An 18,034-nucleotide genomic window follows, 5' to 3' on the forward strand; every position below is an offset into this window, starting at 1 on the left:
GCCGTAACTCTCTGTCCTGCAACGGATTCGCCTCACAAGGGCGTCATCTGTCGTGGGCTGACCTCAGGAGCAGCATTGAGCGCCATCAATTCCCTGGCCGAGCAGGACTTCGAGCAGCTGTCGATCCAGCGCGTCGAGAACGGACTCGCCAGCATCATCGCCGTCCACGACACCACCCTCGGGCCCGCGCTCGGTGGCGTCCGGATCCGCCGGTACGAGTCCGACGATGCGGCCGCGGCGGACGCGATGCGTCTCGCGCGCGCGATGACCTACAAGGCGGCGCTCGCCGGACTCTCGCTCGGCGGCGGGAAGAGCGTGATCAACGCCGATCCCCGCAGTCAGAAGACGCGCGCGCTCCTCGAGGCGCACGGCAGGCACATCGGGTTGCTCGGTGGCCGGTACATCCCCGGCGCCGACATGGGCACCGGACCGGCCGACCTGAAGGTGATCGCGGAACATGCCCCCCGGGTCTCCAGCGACGGACGCGACCCCTCGCCCTACACGGCACGGGGAGTGGTCGCCTCGATCTCGGCGGTCGCGGATCACCTGGGGCGTGACGGCGTCGAGGGTCTGCGCGTGGCCGTGCAGGGTGCGGGCAACGTCGGCCTCGGGATCGTCGAGCTCCTCTCCGCGGCCGGGGCGACGGTGCTGGTGGCCGACCCCGATCCGGAGCGGGTGCGGCTCGCGGTGGAAGGTTTTGGCGCGCAGGCGAGTTCGCTGGACGAGATCCTGCACACCGACGTCGATGTGGTCTGCCCGGCCGGTCCTGGCCTGGTGATCGACGAGCGTGCGGTCGACCGGCTCAAGGCGGTGGCGCTCGTCGGTGCGGCGAACAACATGCTCGCGTCCCAGGCGGCGGGTGAGGCGCTGACCGCCCGCGGCATCGTGCACATCCCGGACTTCGTGTCGAACGCGGGCGGCCTGATCTCCTGCGACGCCGAGGTGAACGGGCTGACGGACTTCGTCGGCAAGGTGGACCGGATCGCGGATGTGGTGATGGAGATCCTCGACCGGGCCAGGGTGACCGGGGTGGACACCTCCACCGCCGCGATCGAGCTGGCCGAGCGGCGGATCGCGGAGGTCCGCGCGGCCTGAGGGCGCCGGACACGAACGCGCCCCTGCGGTTCCGGGCATTCCCGGCACCGCAGGGGCGCGTCTGCGAATCGCGAGGACTACGGCACGTAGCGAACGGCGCCCTTGTCGGCGGAGGTCGCCAGCGCCGCGTAGGCGCGCAGCGCGGTGGTGACGGTGCGCTGGCGGTCGACCGGCTGCCACGGACGCTCGGAGGCCTCCATCTTGGCGCGGCGCTCGGCGAGCACGGCGTCGTCGACGAGGATCTCGAGGGTCCGGGTCGCGACGTCGATGCGGACCTGGTCTCCGTTCTCTACCAGGCCGATCACGCCGCCCGCCGCGGCCTCGGGCGAGATGTGTCCGATCGACAGTCCGGAGGTGCCGCCGGAGAAGCGGCCGTCGGTGATCAGCGCGCACTCCTTGCCGAGGCCGGCGCCCTTGAGGAATGCGGTGGGGTGCAGCATCTCCTGCATGCCCGGTCCGCCCTTGGGGCCCTCGTAGCGGACCACGAGGACGTCGCCGGGCTTGATCTTCTTCTGCAGGATCACCGAGACGGCCTCTTCCTGCGACTCGACGACGAGCGCCGGACCCTGGAAGGTGAACAGCTCCTCGTCGATGCCGGCCGTCTTGAGGATCGCGCCGTCCAGCGCGATGTTGCCGCGCAGCACGACGAGTCCGCCCTCGACGGTGTACGCGTGCTCCTTGTCCCGGATGCACCCGCCTGCGGCGTCGGTGTCCAGCGCGCTCCAGCGGTTGGCGGTGGAGAACGGCTCGGTGGTGCGGACCCCGCCCGGTGCGGCGTGGAAGAGCTCGATCGCCTCGTCGGTCGCCTTGCCGGAGCGGATGTCCCAGTCGTCGAGCCACTGGTCGAAGCTCTTGGTGTGGACCGTCGAGACGTCCGTCTCGAGCAGGTTCGCGCGCCGCAGTTCGCCGAGCAGCGCGGGGATTCCGCCCGCCCGGTGCACGTCCTCCATGTGGTAGTCGGAGTTGGGGGAGACCTTCGACAGGCACGGCACCTTGCGGCTGATCTCGTCGATGGTGTCGAGGTCGAAGTCGACCTCGCCCTCCTGTGCGGCGGCGAGGGTGTGCAGGACCGTGTTGGTCGAGCCGCCCATCGCGACGTCGAGGGCCATCGCGTTGCGGAACGCCTTGGGGGTGGCGATGTTCCGGGGGAGCACCGACTCGTCCTCGTCGCGGTAGTACTTGATCGCGGCCTCGACGACCGTGGTGCCTGCACGGGAGAACAGCGCGCGGCGGGCCTCGTGGGTGGCCAAGGTCGAGCCGTTGCCGGGCAGCGCGAGGCCGAGTGCCTCGGTGAGGCAGTTCATCGAGTTGGCCGTGAACATGCCGGAGCAGGAGCCGCAGGTCGGGCAGGCGCTGCGCTCGACCTCGTCGAGGCCTTCCTCGGACACCGCGTCGTTCGCGGATGCCGAGATCGCGGTGATCAGGTCGGTGGGGGCCTGCGCCACGCCGCCGACGACGACGGCCTTGCCTGCCTCCATCGGACCACCCGAGACGAAGACGGTCGGGATGTTCAGGCGCATCGCGGCATTGAGCATGCCGGGGGTGATCTTGTCGCAGTTGGAGATGCAGACGAGGGCGTCGGCGGTGTGCGCATTCGCCATGTACTCGACCGAGTCGGCGATGATCTCGCGGCTGGGCAGCGAGTAGAGCATGCCGCCGTGGCCCATGGCGATGCCGTCGTCGACCGCGATGGTGTGGAACTCGCGGGGCACGCCGCCCGCGGCGCGCACGGCCTCGGCGACGATCTCGCCCACGTCCTTGAGGTGCACGTGGCCGGGCACGAACTGGGTGTAGGAATTGGCGATCGCGACGATCGGCTTGCCGAAATCGGAGTCCGTCATTCCGGTGGCGCGCCACAGGGCGCGGGCTCCGGCGGCGTTGCGTCCGACGGTGGTTGTGCGTGACCTCAACGGGGGCATAGGGCTGTCCTTAATCGTCAAACTGCGAACGTTGCCGTGGCTCGAGCGGCTCCGGCGGGCTGGGCCGGTGGGCGGGTCTTCGGCATGGGGTTGGTGCCGTCGGCGCCCCGGGCGTCGAGTGTGCGTTGCAACGCTACTCGCGGGCTATTTCGTTCCCGGATCCGACTCCGTGCCGGACTCGGTCTCGTCGTTCTCGGCCGCGGCCCTCTCGGCGGCGACCTTCTCTCGGGCCGCGCGATCCGCCGCCGCGTAGGGATCGGTCACCCGGCCGCCACTGGCCGCCGCGATCTGGGGCAGCCTGCCGAAGGTGACCACGGGCAGGCTCACCTCGCGGCCATCCGTGAGGTCGGCGCGCGCCCATCCCTGCTTGGGGAAGCGGAAGCCCTTGATCTGGCTCCACTCGATCTGCTCGCTGGAGAACATCCGGCGCAGGCGCAGCCCGTCGGTGGTCACCGTCGTCCGTACCCGCAGCATCCACCAGGCGACCACGATGGGGATCACCAGCAGGACGGACAGGAGTGCCGGGTTGGTGAGGATGATCGGGCTCAGGCAGATCGCCAGCAGGCCGACCGCGAGGAGTCCGAGCTTCGAGATGTGAATGGACTGCTCGATCGGTTCGGCGGTGTGCGAGGATGAGTTCGGTGGCACGGGCTGCGATGAGGATGACACCGCACCATCCTTGCATTGCGGTCAGCGCTTCTCACATTCTGGGACAGCAGACTCACCAAGTTGACTGTTCACCCTTGACGCGCCTACCTTCGAGCGCGTGAAGCAGAATGAGTGGCTCGTAATCGGCCGGCGCGTCGTCGCCTGAGTCGATTTCGTCTACTCACAAGCACGACGCGCCACCCTCGTACAGCAAGATTGCTGACGGGGGTTTTTTCTTGCCCGGAGCCAGCTTGAACCGTCAAGACCAGAGGATTATGCAGTGAGCGCACCAACCGCACGGCCGCAGCCCACGCCGCGCAAGTCGGGGGGCTCGGGTCAGCCCAGCCCCGCGGCAGCGCCGGCCGCCCAGCCCGGTAACCGCCGTCAGATCGCCCCCGAGCGGGTGACCGGCGCCCAGTCCGTGGTTCGGGCCCTCGAGGAGCTCGAGGTCGACACTGTATTCGGCATTCCCGGCGGCGCCGTTCTGCCCGTCTACGACCCGCTCTTCGACTCGAAGAAGGTTCGCCACGTCCTGGTCCGGCACGAGCAGGGCGCCGGACACGCCGCCACCGGATACGCCCAGGCCACCGGCAAGGTCGGTGTCTGCATGGCCACCTCCGGCCCCGGCGCCACCAACCTGGTGACCCCGATCGCCGACGCGCAGATGGACTCGGTCCCGATCGTCGCGATCACCGGCCAGGTCGGTCGTAGCCTGATCGGCACCGACGCGTTCCAGGAGGCCGACATCTCCGGCATCACCATGCCGGTGACCAAGCACAACTTCCTGATCACCGACGGCGCCGACATCCCGCGGATCATGGCGGAGGCCTTCTACCTGGCGTCCTCGGGTCGGCCCGGCGCCGTCCTCGTCGACATCCCGAAGGACGTCCTGCAGGCGCAGACCACGTTCTCGTGGCCGCCGGAGATGCACCTGCCCGGTTACCGCCCGGTGAGCAAGCCGCACGGCAAGCAGGTCCGCGAGGCGGCCCGGCTGATCGCCGAGTCGAAGGCGCCGGTGCTCTACGTCGGTGGCGGCGTCATCAAGGCCGACGCGTCCGCCGAGCTGCTCGAGCTCGCGGAGCTGACCGGTATCCCCGTCGTGACGACGCTGATGGCCCGCGGCGCGTTCCCCGACAGCCACCAGCTGCACTGCGGCATGCCCGGCATGCACGGCACCGTCGCGGCGGTCGGCGCACTGCAGAAGAGTGATCTGCTGATCACCCTCGGCGCCCGTTTCGACGATCGCGTGACCGGCCAGCTCGACTCGTTCGCGCCCGACGCCAAGGTCATCCACGCCGACATCGACCCGGCCGAGATCGGCAAGAACCGGTACGCGGACGTCCCGATCGTCGGTGACTGCGGCGAGGTGATCACCGAGCTGATCGAGGCGATCAAGGCGGATCAGGCCACCGGGACCACGCTGGACTACGCCGAGTGGTGGTCGTACCTGGACGGCCTGCGCGAGACCTACCCGCTGGCCTACGGCAAGCCGTCGGACGGCGCGCTGTCCCCGGAGTACGTGATCGAGGCGGTCGGCCGGCTCGCGGGCCCGGACGCGATCTACTGCGCGGGCGTCGGCCAGCACCAGATGTGGGCGGCGCAGTTCGTCAAGTACGAGAAGCCGCGCACCTGGCTCAACTCCGGCGGCCTCGGCACCATGGGCTACGCGGTGCCCGCCGCGATGGGCGCCAAGATGGGCATGCCGGACAAGGAAGTCTGGGCCATCGACGGTGACGGCTGCTTCCAGATGACCAACCAGGAGCTCGCGACCTGCGCGCTCGAGGGTGTGCCGATCAAGGTCGCGCTGATCAACAACGGCAACCTCGGCATGGTTCGGCAGTGGCAGACCCTGTTCTACGACGAGCGCTACTCGAACACCAACCTCGGCACGCACGGCGCCGTCCGCATCCCCGACTTCGTCAAGCTCGGTGAGGCGCTCGGCTGCCACTCGATTCGCGTCGAGCGCGAGGAGGACGTGGAGGCGGCGATCCGAGAGGCGCAGTCGATCAACGACAAGCCGGTCGTGATCGACTTCATCGTCGGCAAGGACGCCCAGGTGTGGCCGATGGTCGCCGCGGGCACCAGCAACGACGAGATCCAGGCGGCGCGGGGCATCCGGCCGCTGTTCGACGACGACGAGGCCCTCGGTGAGCCCGCCGTCATCCACGAGGCCATGGAGCGCGAGCAGCAGTCGGGTCAGGCCGCTGCCGCAGCAAGGGAGGACAACCAGTGAGCACCAGCCACACCCTCAGCGTTCTCGTCGAGGACAAGCCGGGAGTGTTGGCCAGGGTGGCCGCGCTGTTCTCGCGCCGGGGCTTCAACATCGAGTCCCTCGCGGTCGGGGGGACCGAACTCCCCGATGTCTCCCGCATGACCATCGTCGTGACCGTGGACGAGTTCCCGCTCGAGCAGGTGACCAAGCAGCTCAACAAGCTGATCAACGTGCTCAAGATCGTCGAGCAGGACACCGAGGCCTCGGTGGCCCGTGAGCTCGTGCTGATCAAGGTGCGGGCCGACGCCAGCGTTCGGACGCAGGTCCTCGAGACGGTGAACCTGTTCCGCGCCAAGGTGATCGACGTCTCGCCTGAGTCGGTGACCATCGAGGCGACCGGCACCAGGTCCAAGCTCGACGCGTTGCTGCGGATGCTCGATCCCTACGGCATCCGGGAGATCGTGCAGTCCGGTGTCGTGGCTGTCGGCCGTGGGCCGAAGTCGATCACCGCGGCTCGCTAGTACTTTCTATTCACGAATCAAGTCTTCAGATAACCGAGGAGAGGTAATACCAGTGGCAGTCGAGATGTTCTACGACGATGACGCCGACCTGTCGATCATCCAGGGCCGCAAGGTCGCGGTGATCGGCTACGGCAGCCAGGGACACGCGCATTCGCTCAGCCTGCGTGATTCGGGCGTCGATGTGCGCATCGGCCTCAAGGAGGGTTCGAAGTCGCGGGCCAAGGCCGAGGAGCAGGGCCTGACCGTCGGCACGCCCGCCGAGGTCGCCGAGTGGGCCGACGTGATCATGGTGCTGGCACCCGACACCGCGCAGGCGTCGATCTTCACCAACGACATCGAGCCGAACCTCAAGGACGGCGACGCGCTGTTCTTCGGGCACGGCCTGAACATCCACTTCGACCTGATCAAGGCTCCGGAGTTCGTCACCGTCGGCATGGTCGCCCCGAAGGGCCCCGGCCACCTGGTGCGTCGTCAGTTCGTCGACGGCAAGGGCGTTCCCGCCCTCATCGCCGTCGACCAGGACCCGAAGGGCGAGGGCCAGGCCCTGGCGCTGTCCTACGCCAAGGCGATCGGTGGCACCCGCGCGGGCGTCATCAAGACCACCTTCAAGGAAGAGACCGAGACGGACCTCTTCGGCGAGCAGGCCGTGCTCTGCGGCGGCACCGAGGAGCTCGTGAAGACGGGCTTCGAGGTCATGGTCGAGGCCGGCTACGCGCCCGAGATGGCGTACTTCGAGGTCCTGCACGAGCTCAAGCTGATCGTCGACCTCATGTACGAGGGTGGCATCGCCCGGATGAACTACTCGGTGTCCGACACCGCTGAGTTCGGTGGCTACCTCTCCGGCCCGCGGGTCATCGACGCAGGCACCAAGGAGCGCATGAAGGCGATCCTGGCCGACATCCAGTCGGGCGAGTTCACCCGTCGCCTGGTCGCCAACGTCGAGAACGGCAACACCGAGCTCGAGGGCCTGCGCAAGGCCAACGCCGAGCACCCGATCGAGGTCACCGGCAAGAAGCTGCGCGACCTGATGAGCTGGGTCGATCGCCCGATCACCGAAACCGCTTAGGCGGCTGCGCCACCTGTGAGTCCTTTCGGTCCCGTCAAGGGCCGAAAAGACTCACGGGGCGCGAAGCGCATTTCGGGGCCCGATGTCACCCCGTGACGGTGCACACTGTCACGGAGGGCATCGGGCCCTTGCGTTGTCCGGGGTAGGTGATGGATGGCACGACAATCGTCCCTGCAGTCATGGCTTCCTGGCGTGGAGGTGGCCCGCCGATACGAGCGGTCGTGGCTGCGCTCCGACCTCACCGCGGGGATCGCGCTCACCGCGCTGCTGATCCCCGCAGGCATGGGATACGCCGAGGCCGCGGGCCTGCCGCCGGAGACCGGTCTCTACGCCACCATCGTGCCCCTGCTCGTCTACGCCCTCGTCGGGCCGTCGAAGATCCTGGTGCTCGGTCCCGACTCCTCACTCGCCCCGATCATCGGCGCGGCGGTGATCCCGCTGGCCGCTGGCGATTCGGCGCGGGCGGTCGCCCTCGCCGGCCTGCTCGCGATCCTGATGGGCGCGATCCTGGTCGTCGGTGGCCTGCTGAATCTGGGTTTCGTCACCGACCTGCTGTCCAAGCCGATCCGGCTCGGCTACCTCAACGGCATCGCGCTGGTGGTGATAGTCAGCCAGATCCCGAAGCTGCTCGGATTCTCCGTCGACGGGGTCAACCTCATCGACGAGGCGCGCAACACCGTCGTCGCGATCGCGGACGGCGAGATCGACCCGACCGCAAGCGCGATCGGCGTCGGCGCCATCGCGGTCATCCTGGCCTTCAAACTGCTGCACAGCCGAATCCCCGGCGTGCTGGTCGCCGTGGTCGGCGCGATAGTCCTGGCGTACGTCCTGGGTCTCCAGGACCAGATCCCGATGGTCGGAGCGCTGCCGCACGGCCTGCCCGCGCCCGCGCTCGGCGGTCTGACCTGGTCCGATGTCGGCGAACTGATCGTCCCGGCGGCAGGCATCGCGCTGATCGCGTTCGCCGACACCGGGGTGCTCTCGCGCACCTTCGCGGCGCGGCGCGGCGAGAGCGTCAACGGCAGCATCGAGATGCGCGCGATCGGTACCGCGAACGTGGCGAGCGGGCTGCTCGGCGGGTTCCCGATGTCCGCGAGTTCCTCGCGCACCCCGGTCGCGGAACAGAACGGCGCCAAGACCCAGCTCGTCGGGGTGATCGGCGCGTTGGCCATCGTGCTGTTCATCCTCGTCGCACCCGGCGTCACCGGCTACCTGCCGTCGTCGGCGCTGGCGGCTGTGGTGATCGTGGCGGCGACCTCGCTGGTGGACATCCGCAGCATGGTGGCGATGTGGCGGATGAGCAGGGTGGAGGCGTCCCTGGCGATCGCGGCGCTCCTCGGCGTCGCGCTGGTCGGGGTGCTGGAGGGCATCCTGGTGGCGATCGCCCTGTCCTTCGTGGCGGTCGTCGTGCACGCGTGGCAGCCGTACCGTGCGGAACTGGTGGTGGTGCCCGGCCTCGACGGCTACCACGACCTCGCCCGGCACCCCGAGGGTCACCGGATCCCCGGCCTGGTCATCGCGCGGTTCGACGCGCAGCTCTTCTTCGCGAACGGCGCGATCTTCGACGACTACGTGCGGGGGCTCGTCGCCGACGCGCCCGATCAGGTCCGCTGGGTGGTGATCGCCTCGGAACCGCTGACCGGCCTGGATACGACGGCGGTGGACGAGCTGGTCGAGCTCGACCAGTACCTGGAGAGCCGCGGGGTGCGACTGGCCTTCGCCGAGATGAAGGGACCGGTGAAGGACCGGCTGATCCGGTTCGGGGTCGGCGACCGCTTCGGCCACGACCGGTTCTATCCGACGCTCGACGCCGCGGTGGAGGCGTTCGATGCCGGCCGCGCCGACTGAGTGATCCGTCCCACGAGGTGTCCACTATCTGGTATCGGCGCACCCAGGGTGCCGAAACCCGGGGGCCCGCACACTAAGCTGTCTTCGGTCACGGCCTCACGTGGGCGCCCGAGGCGGCGCCGGGCCGCGGACGATCCGCCCGACACCTAACACAGGAGTTCACTCGTGAGCCAGCCAGGCCGTCCCGTTGTTCTGATCGCAGACAAGCTCGCGCCGTCCACGGTCGAGGCGCTCGGCGATGGCGTGGAAGTGCGCTGGGTCGACGGTCCCGACCGTCCCGCCCTGCTGGCCGCCGTCCCCGAGGCCGACGCGATCCTGGTCCGCTCCGCGACCACCGTGGACGCGGACGTCCTCGCCGCGGGCACCAAGCTGAAGATCGTCGGCCGCGCGGGCGTCGGCCTCGACAATGTCGACATCCCGGCCGCCACCGAGCGCGGGGTGATGGTCGTCAACGCGCCGACCTCGAACATCCACACCGCCGCCGAGCACGCCGTCGCGCTGCTGCTGGCCACCGCCCGCCAGATCCCGGCCGCCGACCGCACCCTGCGCGAGAAGACCTGGAAGCGTTCGAGCTTCAACGGCACCGAGATCCTCGGCAAGACCGTCGGCGTCGTCGGCCTCGGCCGGATCGGGCAGCTGTTCGCGCAGCGCCTCGCGGCGTTCGAGACCCACGTCATCGCATACGACCCCTACCTGCCCGCGGCCCGCGCCGCGCAGCTCGGCATCGAGCTCGTCGACATCGACGAACTGGTCAAGCGCTCGGACTTCATCTCCGTGCACCTGCCGAAGACCAAGGAGACCGCGGGCCTGATCAACGCCGAGCGTCTCGCCACGGCCAAGGACGGGCTGATCATCGTCAACGCCGCCCGCGGTGGCCTGATCGACGAGGACGCGCTGTACGACGCGCTCGTCTCCGGCAAGGTCCGCGCCGCTGGCCTCGACGTGTTCAACACCGAGCCGTGCACCGACTCGAAGCTGTTCGACCTCGACAACGTCGTCGTCACCCCGCACCTCGGCGCGTCCACCTCGGAGGCCCAGGACCGCGCGGGCACCGACGTCGCCAAGAGCGTGCTGCTGGCGCTGGCGGGCGAGTTCGTGCCCGAGGCCGTCAACGTCTCCGGCGGCCCGGTCGGCGAGGAGGTCGCGCCGTGGCTCGACCTGGTCCGCAAGCTCGGCCTGCTCGCGGGCACCCTCTCCCCGGAGGCGGTGCAGAACGTGCAGGTCATCGTCAGCGGTGAGCTGTCGGCGGAGAACGTCGAGATCCTCGGCCTCGCCGCGCTGCGCGGACTCTTCTCGGCCAGCAGCGACGAGCCGGTCACCTTCGTCAACGCGCCTGCGCTCGCCGAGCAGCGTGGCGTGAGCGTCGAGGTCGACAAGCACAGCGAGGCGCTGACGCACCGCAGCGCGGTCGAGGTGCGGGCCGTCGCGGCCGACGGCACCGTCACCGCCGTCGCGGGCGCGCTGACCGGCCTGCAGCAGATCGAGAAGATCGTCAACGTCAACGGCCGCAGCTTCGACCTGCGCGCCGAGGGCCACAACATCGTCGTGCACTACCAGGATCGTCCGGGCGTGCTCGGCACCCTCGGCACGGTGCTGGGCAACGCGGGCATCGACATCCAGGCCGCGGCGCTGAGCCAGGACGTCGAGGGCGAGGGCGCCACCGTCATCCTGCGCGTCGACCGCGTTGTCGGCGATGCCGAGGTCGCGGAGGTCGTCTCCCAGCTCGACGCCCGCGTGGCCCAGGTCGACCTGTCCTGATTTCGTCTCTGCGAGGAAGTGAGTAAGTACATGAAGCTTGCAGTCATTCCAGGCGACGGCATCGGGGTCGAGGTCACGGCAGAGGCGCTCAAGGTGCTGCGCAAGCTGGTCCCGGACCTGCAGACGACCGAGTACGACCTCGGCGCCACGCGCTACAACGCAACCGGCGAACTGCTGCCGGACGAGGAGCTCGCGCAGATCCGCGAGCACGATGCGATCCTGCTCGGCGCGATCGGCGACCCGCGCCTCGTCGGCCCTGGCATCCTCGAGCGGGGCCTGCTGCTGAACATGCGGTTCCAGCTCGACCACCACGTGAACCTGCGTCCGTCGCGGCTGTACCCGGGGGCGACGTCGCCGCTGGCCGCCAACCCGGACATCGATTTCGTGGTGGTGCGCGAGGGCACCGAGGGCCCGTACACCGGCAACGGCGGTGCCATCCGCGTCGGCACGCCGCACGAGATCGCCACCGAGGTGTCGATCAACACCTGGTTCGGTGCCGAGCGTGTGGTCCGCTACGCCTTCGCGTTGGCGCAGACGCGGCGTAAGCACCTGACGCTGATCCACAAGACCAACGTGCTCTCCAACGCGGGCGCGATCTGGTCTCGTGCGATGGAGACCGTCGGCGCCGAGTACCCGGACGTCGAAACCGCGTACTGCCACATCGACGCGGCCACCATCTACATGGTCAGCGACCCGTCTCGCTTCGACGTGATCGTCACCGACAACCTGTTCGGCGACATCATCACCGACCTGGCCGGAGCGGTCACCGGTGGCATCGGCCTCTCGGCGAGCGGCAACATCGACGCCTCCGGCACCAACCCGTCGATGTTCGAGCCGGTGCACGGCAGCGCTCCCGACATCGCGGGCAAGGGCATCGCCGATCCCACCGCCGCGATCCTGTCGGTGGCGCTGATGCTGCGTCACCTCGGGCGCGACGAGGACGCGGTCCGCATCGAGCAGGCCGTCGAGGCAGATCTCGCGGCCCGTGGTGACGGTCCGATCAAGACCTCCGAGGTCGGCGACCGCATCGCCGCGAGCCTCTAGGCTCGGCGAGACTCCGAAGTAGCACTCCGCCCGCGAACCGAGAGGTTCGCGGGCGGAATGCGTTCGGGGTGGTTCACGCCGATGGCGGGGGCGGATCGGCGGGGACCAGTGGGGCTGCGGCCAGTGGCAGCGCGGCGGCGAGGGCGAAGGCGGCCGGGAATCCGAGGGTCCCGATCACCGCACCGAACACCGGCGGCACGAACGCGGCAACCAGGTACTGGCCGGTGTTCTGGGCGCCGAGGGCCCGGCCGCTCCAGTACGGGCCCGCGATCTCCGCGACCGCGGTGAAGGCGAGTCCGTTGTCGGCCACCGTGATCACCGAGGCCGCCACCATCAGGGCAACCGCGATCGGCGAGTCGAGCCAGTCCGTGACCGCGAGCGCCGCCATGGACAGCGCCGCGGCGACAGCGACGGTCCGCAGCGGGCCCATCCGGCTGCCGACCCGGTCCGACCAGATCCCGGCACCGATTCGTCCCACCGCGCCCAGCAGCTGGGTCGCGGTGATGAGGATGCCCGCCGACGCCGCCGACCAGTGCCGGTCGGTGATCAACCAGACCGGGACGAACGTCCACACCAGGTACTGCGGGACCACCAGCGCCGCCGAGACCGAGTGGATCCGCCACAGCACGCTCTGGTTCCGGTACGGGTTGTCCAGCAGTCCCTGTGAGGACGCAGCCGTGCGGCTGGGTCGCGGTGGGTCGATCACGAACACCAGGCAGGCCAGCGCGGCGACCGCGCAGATGACCGCGGGCACGGTCAGCGCCAAGGCGATGCCGTGGTCGGCGGCCAGGTTCGGGACGGTCAGCGCTGCCACCGCGACCCCGAGGGGCAGCGCCATCTGCCGCACACCCATCGCGAATCCGCGCCGGTCCGGTGGGAACCAGCCCACCACCACCCGCCCGCTGGCGGCGTTGGCGCTCGATGCGGCCACACCGCCGAGGAACAGGAAGACCCCGAGCGCCGGGAAGGACGTGCTGAATGCGGCGGCGGCGGCGCTCGCGAGGGCGGCCCCACCGAGTCCGATCGCCAGCACCCGACGTTCGCCGATCCGGTCGACCACCAGACCCCACGCGAACAGGCTGACCAGGAAGCCGACCGTCGGTGCGGCCGCGATCAGCCCGGCGCGGGCCAGGCTCATGCCCTGCGCGTCGTGCAGGGTCGGGATCAGGAAGGCGGGCGCGTTGGCGACGACGCCGCCAGCCGTCTGTGCGAGGACGCCGAGCCCGAGCATGGTCCAGCGCCTCGACGCGGTGCTCCGCTCGTCCTGCCTGTTCTGTACCTGAACACTCATGCTGCCGTCCCAATATGTGGAATGAATGTCTTATATTTTGGAATTCCGGATCGAGTGTATCGCGACCGCGAGGGGTCGCGCGCCGCGGGCGGTCGAGGGTGTGCGGGCGCGGTCGATAGACTGCCGCCATGCGCCTAGGTCGAATCGCCAGCCCCGATGGGGTCGCCTTTGTTTCCATCGAGGGGGAGGGTGACGCACAGACCGCGAAGGAGATCGCCGAGCATCCGTTCGGCAACCCCACCTTCACCGGCCGGAGCTGGCCGCTGGCCGACGTCCGGCTGCTGGCGCCGATCCTCGCCAGCAAGGTGATCTGCATCGGCAAGAACTACGCGGCACACGCGGCCGAGATGGGTTCCGAGGCCCCCGAGGATCCGGTGATCTTCCTCAAGCCGAACACCTCGATCATCGGCCCCGGCGTGCCGATCATGTTGCCGCCCAGTTCGAATGAGGTGCACTACGAGGGCGAGCTCGCGATCGTCATCGGGCGTCCCTGTAAGGACGTGCCCGCCTCGAAGGCGCTCGACGTGGTGCTCGGATACACCGCCGCGAACGACGTGTCCGCGCGCGACCACCAGCGCCAGGACGGTCAGTGGACCAGGGCCAAGGGCCACGACACGTTCTGCCCGCTCGGACCGTGGATCGAGACCACGCTCGACGCCTCCGATCTCGAGATCAGGACCGAGGTCGACGGTGCCGTCAAGCAGCGCAGCCGGACTTCGCTTCTGCTGCATGACATTCCGAAGATCATCGAGTGGGTCTCCGCGGTGATGACGCTGCTCCCCGGCGACGTCATCCTGACCGGCACCCCCGAGGGCGTCGGCCCGATCGTCGCGGGCGACACCGTCAGCGTCACCATCGAGGGAATCGGCACCCTCGCCAACCCGGTGGCCGCCAAGGGCTGAGTTCCCGCGGCGTTGCGACGGCCGGTGGTCACTGCCCAGCCGGGGGCGGGCGGGGAAGACTAGCCTGTAGGGGACCGTTTTCCCCCTCCGACCCAAGTGAGCCATGACCTCCAGCGAAGTGCGCGTTCGTTTCTGTCCCTCGCCGACCGGCACGCCCCATGTCGGGCTGATCCGTACGGCCCTGTTCAACTGGGCCTATGCCCGGCACCACGGCGGCAAGTTCGTCTTCCGTATCGAGGACACCGACGCCGCGAGGGACTCGGAGGAGTCCTACCAGGCGATCCTCGACGCGCTGAATTGGCTCGGCCTGACCTGGGACGAGGGTCCCGAGGTGGGCGGCCCGTACGAGCCGTACCGGCAGTCGCAGCGGCGCGATCTGCACCTCGAGGTCGTTGCGAAGCTGCTGGCGGCGGGGGAGGCGTACGAGTCCTTCTCCACTCCCGAGGAGGTCGAGGAGCGGCACAAGGCGGCCGGCCGTGACCCCAAGCTGGGGTACGACAACTTCGATCGCGATCTGAGCGCCGAGCAGCGTCAGGCGTACCTCGACGAGGGGCGCAAGCCCGTCGTCCGGTTGCGCATGCCCGACCACGACCTCACCTGGAACGACCTGGTCCGCGGCGAGACCACCTTCAAGGCGGGCACGGTGCCCGACTTCGCGCTCACCCGGGGCAACGGCATCCCGCTGTACACGCTGGTGAATCCGGTCGACGACGCGCTGATGAAGATCACCCACGTGCTGCGCGGCGAGGACCTGCTCTCGTCGACGCCGCGCCAGCTGGCGCTCTACGAGGCGCTGCAGCGGATCGGCGTCGCGGAGCTCACCCCGGAGTTCGGTCACCTCCCGTTCGTGATGGGACAGGGCAACAAGAAGCTGTCCAAGCGCGATCCGGAGTCGAACCTGTTCATCCACCGGGACCGCGGCTTCATTCCGGAGGGACTGCTCAACTACCTGGCACTGCTCGGCTGGGGCATTGCGGACGATCACGATGTGTTCTCGCTCACGGAGATGGTGGAGGCCTTCGACATCTCGAAGGTCAACTCCAATCCGGCGCGTTTCGACCAGAAGAAGGCCGACGCGATCAACGCCGAGCACATCCGGTTGCTCGAGCCCGCGGACTTCACGGCGCGGCTGCGCGCCTTCCTGGCCGGGCACGGTCATCCCGTCGACGCGCTCGACGAGGCCTCGTTCGCCGTGGCCGCCGAGCTCGTGCAGACGCGCATCGTCGTGCTGTCCGACGCGTGGGACCTGCTCAAGTTCCTCTTCGTGGGCGAGTCCGAGTTCGCGATCGATCCCGCCGCGGCCGCGAAGAACCTGGGCGCGGACTCGGCTCCCGTGCTCGACGCGACTATCGCCGCCCTCGAGGCCACGCCGGACTGGGCGACCGCGGACCTGGAGGAGTCTCTCAAGGCCGCACTCATCGACGGCCTGGAACTCAAGCCGCGCAAGGCCTTTGCGCCGGTGCGGGTCGCGGTGACCGGTTCGCACATCAGCCCGCCGTTGTACGAGTCGATGGAGCTGCTCGGCAGGGAGAAGACGATGGCCCGGCTGCGCTCGGCACGTGCCCAGGTGGGTCAGTAGGAGCTCCCCTCGGCTGGCCAGGGGGTCATTTCAGCCCCCTGACCAGCCGATTTGGAGAATGGCCCTAGGGCTTTGCTATTGTTCTCCTCGTCCGAAACGGAGAGCACAGCCGCAAGGTTGAGCGAGCCGCCGAGGTCATTGGGGTATGGTGTAATTGGCAACACAGCGGTTTCTGGTACCGCCATTCTAGGTTCGAGTCCTGGTACCCCAGCGGAGAGTTCAGACGATTTTGACTCTGAACTCCGGCCAGCTAAGCTAGCCGAGCTTCCACTGATGCGGAACTTCTCTTCGGAAGAGTTCCACAACAGCGCAACAAATCAGTACAGCGTGTTCTTGGCCCCGTCGTCTAGCGGCCTAGGACGCCGCCCTCTCAAGGCGGTAGCGCGGGTTCGAATCCCGTCGGGGCTACAAATGAAAGAGACCCTCTGGCACATGCCAGGGGGTCTTTTTCTTGTGTGCCACCTCGAACGAGTGGCGCTCGAAAAAAGGCGCCCACCCGGAGTCGGGTGAGCGCCTTCGCTCGAAACTTCTCAGCCGCTCTTGCGGCGGAATTCTCGTTTGTGATCCGCGGGGCCGTGCGTGTGATGAATCTTCGAATCGCCGGCCGTTGCGGCCGTCGGGTTCGCGTGCTGATGATTCTTGCGGTCGAGTGCCTCGCGGAACTGCTGCTTGATCTTCTCGTTCTCCGAGTCGGTCACGTCTTGCTCCTCCCGTAGGTGGTTCAAGGCCGACGGTACCGCCGCTGCGTCGCGAAGTCCCGTGAATTCTCCGGCGCTACAGGAAGGCCGCTGTGGTGCCGCCTACGGGCATCTGGGGCAATCCGAGCTTGCGGTGGTCCCATGACCGGATGCGGTCGGGCTTCACCCGCACGGCGACCCGCTTGTTGAGCATCATCTCGATGGCGGGGTCAACGTCGGTGGAGTACGGGCCCGTGTAGCGCTCCCAGATGCTGACGCCGACCTGCCAGAGGGCATCTCGGTCGTCGATGATCTCGGCTGTGCCCTCGATGGAGATGCCACGCAGGGTGTCGTAGGTGTTGCCGTCCTCGATCATGACGGTGATCCGGTTGTCCCGGCGGAGGTTGACGGCCTTCTGTGATTTCGACTTCGTCTCGAACCAGAGTTCGCCGTCGATCACCGCGTACCACATGGCGATCAGGTGCGGCGCACCCTTCGCGCCCACCGTCGCCAAGGTGGCGACCCGGCTGCGTTCGATGAACCCGGCGATCTCGTCGTCGTCCATCGTGATCTGGCTACGTTGGTTGGTGCCCACTGCGTTGTCCTCCCATGGGGATTGGAACCTGTTCTCGCATGCACTGTGCCATGGGCCACACCGGACGCGCAGGCGGCTACAGGCGTTTGTGGAGTGCGTCCGCGGCGGCGAGCAGGTCGGCGGCCCAGCGGGCGCCGGGACGCCTGCCCATCCGGTCGATCGGACCCGAGACAGAGATCGCCGCGATCACGGTGCCCGCGCTGTCGCGCACCGGCGCCGCGACGCTCGCCACGCCGGGTTCGCGTTCGGCCGCACTCTGCGCCCAGCCGCGCTTGCGCACCTCGAGGAGTGCCCGCTCGCTGAAGAGCGCGTCGGCCAGCACCGCCCGCTGGGTCTGCGGATCCGCCCATGCCAGCAGCACCTTGGCGCCTGAGCCTGCGGTCATCGGCAGTCGCGCGCCGACCAGTACCGTGTCCCGGAGGCCGGTCGGCGGTTCCATGGAGGCCACGCACACCCGCTGGGTGCCCTCCCTGCGGTACAGCTGCACGCTCTCGCCGGTGATCTCGCGCAGTCGGGGCAGGATCATGGCGGCCGCTTCGAGGAGGCTGTCGTGTGCGGTCGGAGCCAGCTCCGCCAGACCGGGACCGGGGCGCCAGAGTCCGTCGCCGTCGCGGGCGAGGAGCCGGTGCACCTCGAGGCCGACCGCCAGTCGATGGGCCGTCGCCCTCGGCAGGCCCGTACGGGCGCACAGCTCTCCGAGATTGCAGGGCTGCTCCGCAACGGCATGGAGAACGGTCATCGCCTTGTCGAGCACCCCGATCCCGCTGGAGGCGGGGGAGCCGCTATGCTGTCTCATAGGGCGATACTACCGTCTCGCATTCTGAGATGGAAATTCGGACGGCTTCGATCGGGCGTGATCGGGGAGATGATGGAAGTGGC

Annotated in this window: 15 protein-coding genes and 2 tRNA genes; 11 read left to right on the forward strand and 6 right to left on the reverse strand. The window is 68.7% G+C overall.

Annotation, left to right across the window (positions count from 1 at the left end; genetic code table 11):
• Window positions 1–75: 75 nt before the first annotated feature.
• On the forward strand, window positions 76–1,095 hold the full coding sequence (locus BR31_RS0100475) for a Glu/Leu/Phe/Val dehydrogenase dimerization domain-containing protein (RefSeq protein WP_027499205.1): 1,020 nt from the start codon (window positions 76–78) through the stop codon (window positions 1,093–1,095).
• A gap of 77 nt (window positions 1,096–1,172) precedes the next feature.
• On the opposite strand, the gene ilvD is transcribed toward BR31_RS0100475, so the two are convergent.
• Together ilvD and BR31_RS0100485 are read right to left on the reverse strand one after the other, a co-directional pair.
• On the reverse strand, window positions 1,173–3,014 hold the full coding sequence (gene ilvD, locus BR31_RS0100480) for a dihydroxy-acid dehydratase (RefSeq protein ID WP_027499206.1): 1,842 nt from the start codon (window positions 3,012–3,014) through the stop codon (window positions 1,173–1,175).
• Window positions 3,015–3,158: 144 nt separating this feature from the next.
• The gene (locus BR31_RS0100485; protein ID WP_051636845.1) at window positions 3,159–3,683 is read right to left on the reverse strand and encodes a PH domain-containing protein; all 525 of its coding nucleotides are present in this window, start codon (window positions 3,681–3,683) and stop codon (window positions 3,159–3,161) included.
• A 259-nt stretch (window positions 3,684–3,942) separates the two neighbouring features.
• Between BR31_RS0100485 and BR31_RS0100490 the strand changes: the two genes are divergently transcribed.
• The 6 genes from BR31_RS0100490 to BR31_RS0100515 all read left to right on the forward strand — a co-directional run bounded on the left by BR31_RS0100490 (window position 3,943) and on the right by BR31_RS0100515 (window position 12,111).
• Window positions 3,943–5,895, forward strand: a complete 1,953-nt coding sequence (locus BR31_RS0100490) for an acetolactate synthase large subunit (RefSeq protein WP_027499208.1) — start codon at window positions 3,943–3,945, stop codon at window positions 5,893–5,895.
• Entirely contained in the window at window positions 5,892–6,395 is a 504-nt protein-coding gene (gene ilvN / locus BR31_RS0100495; protein ID WP_027499209.1) for an acetolactate synthase small subunit, read from the forward strand. Before BR31_RS0100490 ends, ilvN begins: the two co-directional genes overlap by 4 nt.
• 64 nt (window positions 6,396–6,459) lie before the next feature.
• Entirely contained in the window at window positions 6,460–7,461 is a 1,002-nt protein-coding gene (ilvC, locus tag BR31_RS0100500; protein WP_027499210.1) for a ketol-acid reductoisomerase, read from the forward strand.
• 153 nt (window positions 7,462–7,614) lie between these two features.
• Window positions 7,615–9,309, forward strand: a complete 1,695-nt coding sequence (locus BR31_RS0100505; RefSeq protein WP_027499211.1) for a SulP family inorganic anion transporter — start codon at window positions 7,615–7,617, stop codon at window positions 9,307–9,309.
• Between the two features lie 165 nt (window positions 9,310–9,474).
• Complete coding sequence (serA, locus tag BR31_RS0100510; protein ID WP_027499212.1) at window positions 9,475–11,067, forward strand: phosphoglycerate dehydrogenase; 1,593 nt, start codon at window positions 9,475–9,477, stop codon at window positions 11,065–11,067.
• Window positions 11,068–11,097: 30 nt separating this feature from the next.
• On the forward strand, window positions 11,098–12,111 hold the full coding sequence (locus tag BR31_RS0100515; RefSeq protein WP_027499213.1) for a 3-isopropylmalate dehydrogenase: 1,014 nt from the start codon (window positions 11,098–11,100) through the stop codon (window positions 12,109–12,111).
• Window positions 12,112–12,184: 73 nt separating this feature from the next.
• Here BR31_RS0100515 and BR31_RS0100520 read toward each other — a convergent pair whose 3' ends face one another.
• Window positions 12,185–13,402: an MFS transporter gene (locus BR31_RS0100520; RefSeq protein ID WP_197023498.1), complete on the reverse strand. Its 1,218-nt coding sequence runs from the start codon at window positions 13,400–13,402 to the stop codon at window positions 12,185–12,187.
• A 128-nt stretch (window positions 13,403–13,530) separates the two neighbouring features.
• Here BR31_RS0100520 and BR31_RS0100525 point away from each other — a divergent pair, with 128 nt between their 5' ends.
• From BR31_RS0100525 to BR31_RS0100540, 4 genes are all read left to right on the forward strand, one after another.
• A complete protein-coding gene (locus tag BR31_RS0100525; protein WP_027499215.1) occupies window positions 13,531–14,304 on the forward strand; it encodes a fumarylacetoacetate hydrolase family protein in 774 nt (257 codons plus the stop codon).
• 103 nt (window positions 14,305–14,407) lie between these two features.
• Window positions 14,408–15,883: a glutamate--tRNA ligase gene (gltX, locus tag BR31_RS0100530; RefSeq protein WP_027499216.1), complete on the forward strand. Its 1,476-nt coding sequence runs from the start codon at window positions 14,408–14,410 to the stop codon at window positions 15,881–15,883.
• A gap of 139 nt (window positions 15,884–16,022) precedes the next feature.
• Window positions 16,023–16,094: transfer RNA gene (locus BR31_RS0100535), tRNA-Gln, on the forward strand.
• 124 nt (window positions 16,095–16,218) lie between these two features.
• A tRNA-Glu gene (locus BR31_RS0100540) sits at window positions 16,219–16,291 on the forward strand.
• Window positions 16,292–16,413: 122 nt separating this feature from the next.
• Here the strand turns inward: BR31_RS0100540 and BR31_RS31775 are convergent.
• The 3 genes from BR31_RS31775 to BR31_RS0100555 all read right to left on the reverse strand — a co-directional run bounded on the left by BR31_RS31775 (window position 16,414) and on the right by BR31_RS0100555 (window position 17,951).
• Entirely contained in the window at window positions 16,414–16,581 is a 168-nt protein-coding gene (locus BR31_RS31775) for a DUF5302 domain-containing protein (RefSeq protein ID WP_197023501.1), read from the reverse strand.
• Window positions 16,582–16,657: 76 nt separating this feature from the next.
• Entirely contained in the window at window positions 16,658–17,155 is a 498-nt protein-coding gene (locus BR31_RS0100550) for a pyridoxamine 5'-phosphate oxidase family protein (protein ID WP_027499217.1), read from the reverse strand.
• Window positions 17,156–17,231: 76 nt separating this feature from the next.
• Window positions 17,232–17,951: an IclR family transcriptional regulator gene (locus BR31_RS0100555; RefSeq protein WP_027499218.1), complete on the reverse strand. Its 720-nt coding sequence runs from the start codon at window positions 17,949–17,951 to the stop codon at window positions 17,232–17,234.
• Between the last annotated feature and the right edge of the window lie 83 nt (window positions 17,952–18,034).

It is taken from the genome of Rhodococcus sp. UNC363MFTsu5.1 (assembly GCF_000686785.1).
GTDB classification, from domain to species: domain Bacteria; phylum Actinomycetota; class Actinomycetes; order Mycobacteriales; family Mycobacteriaceae; genus Rhodococcus_G; species Rhodococcus_G maanshanensis.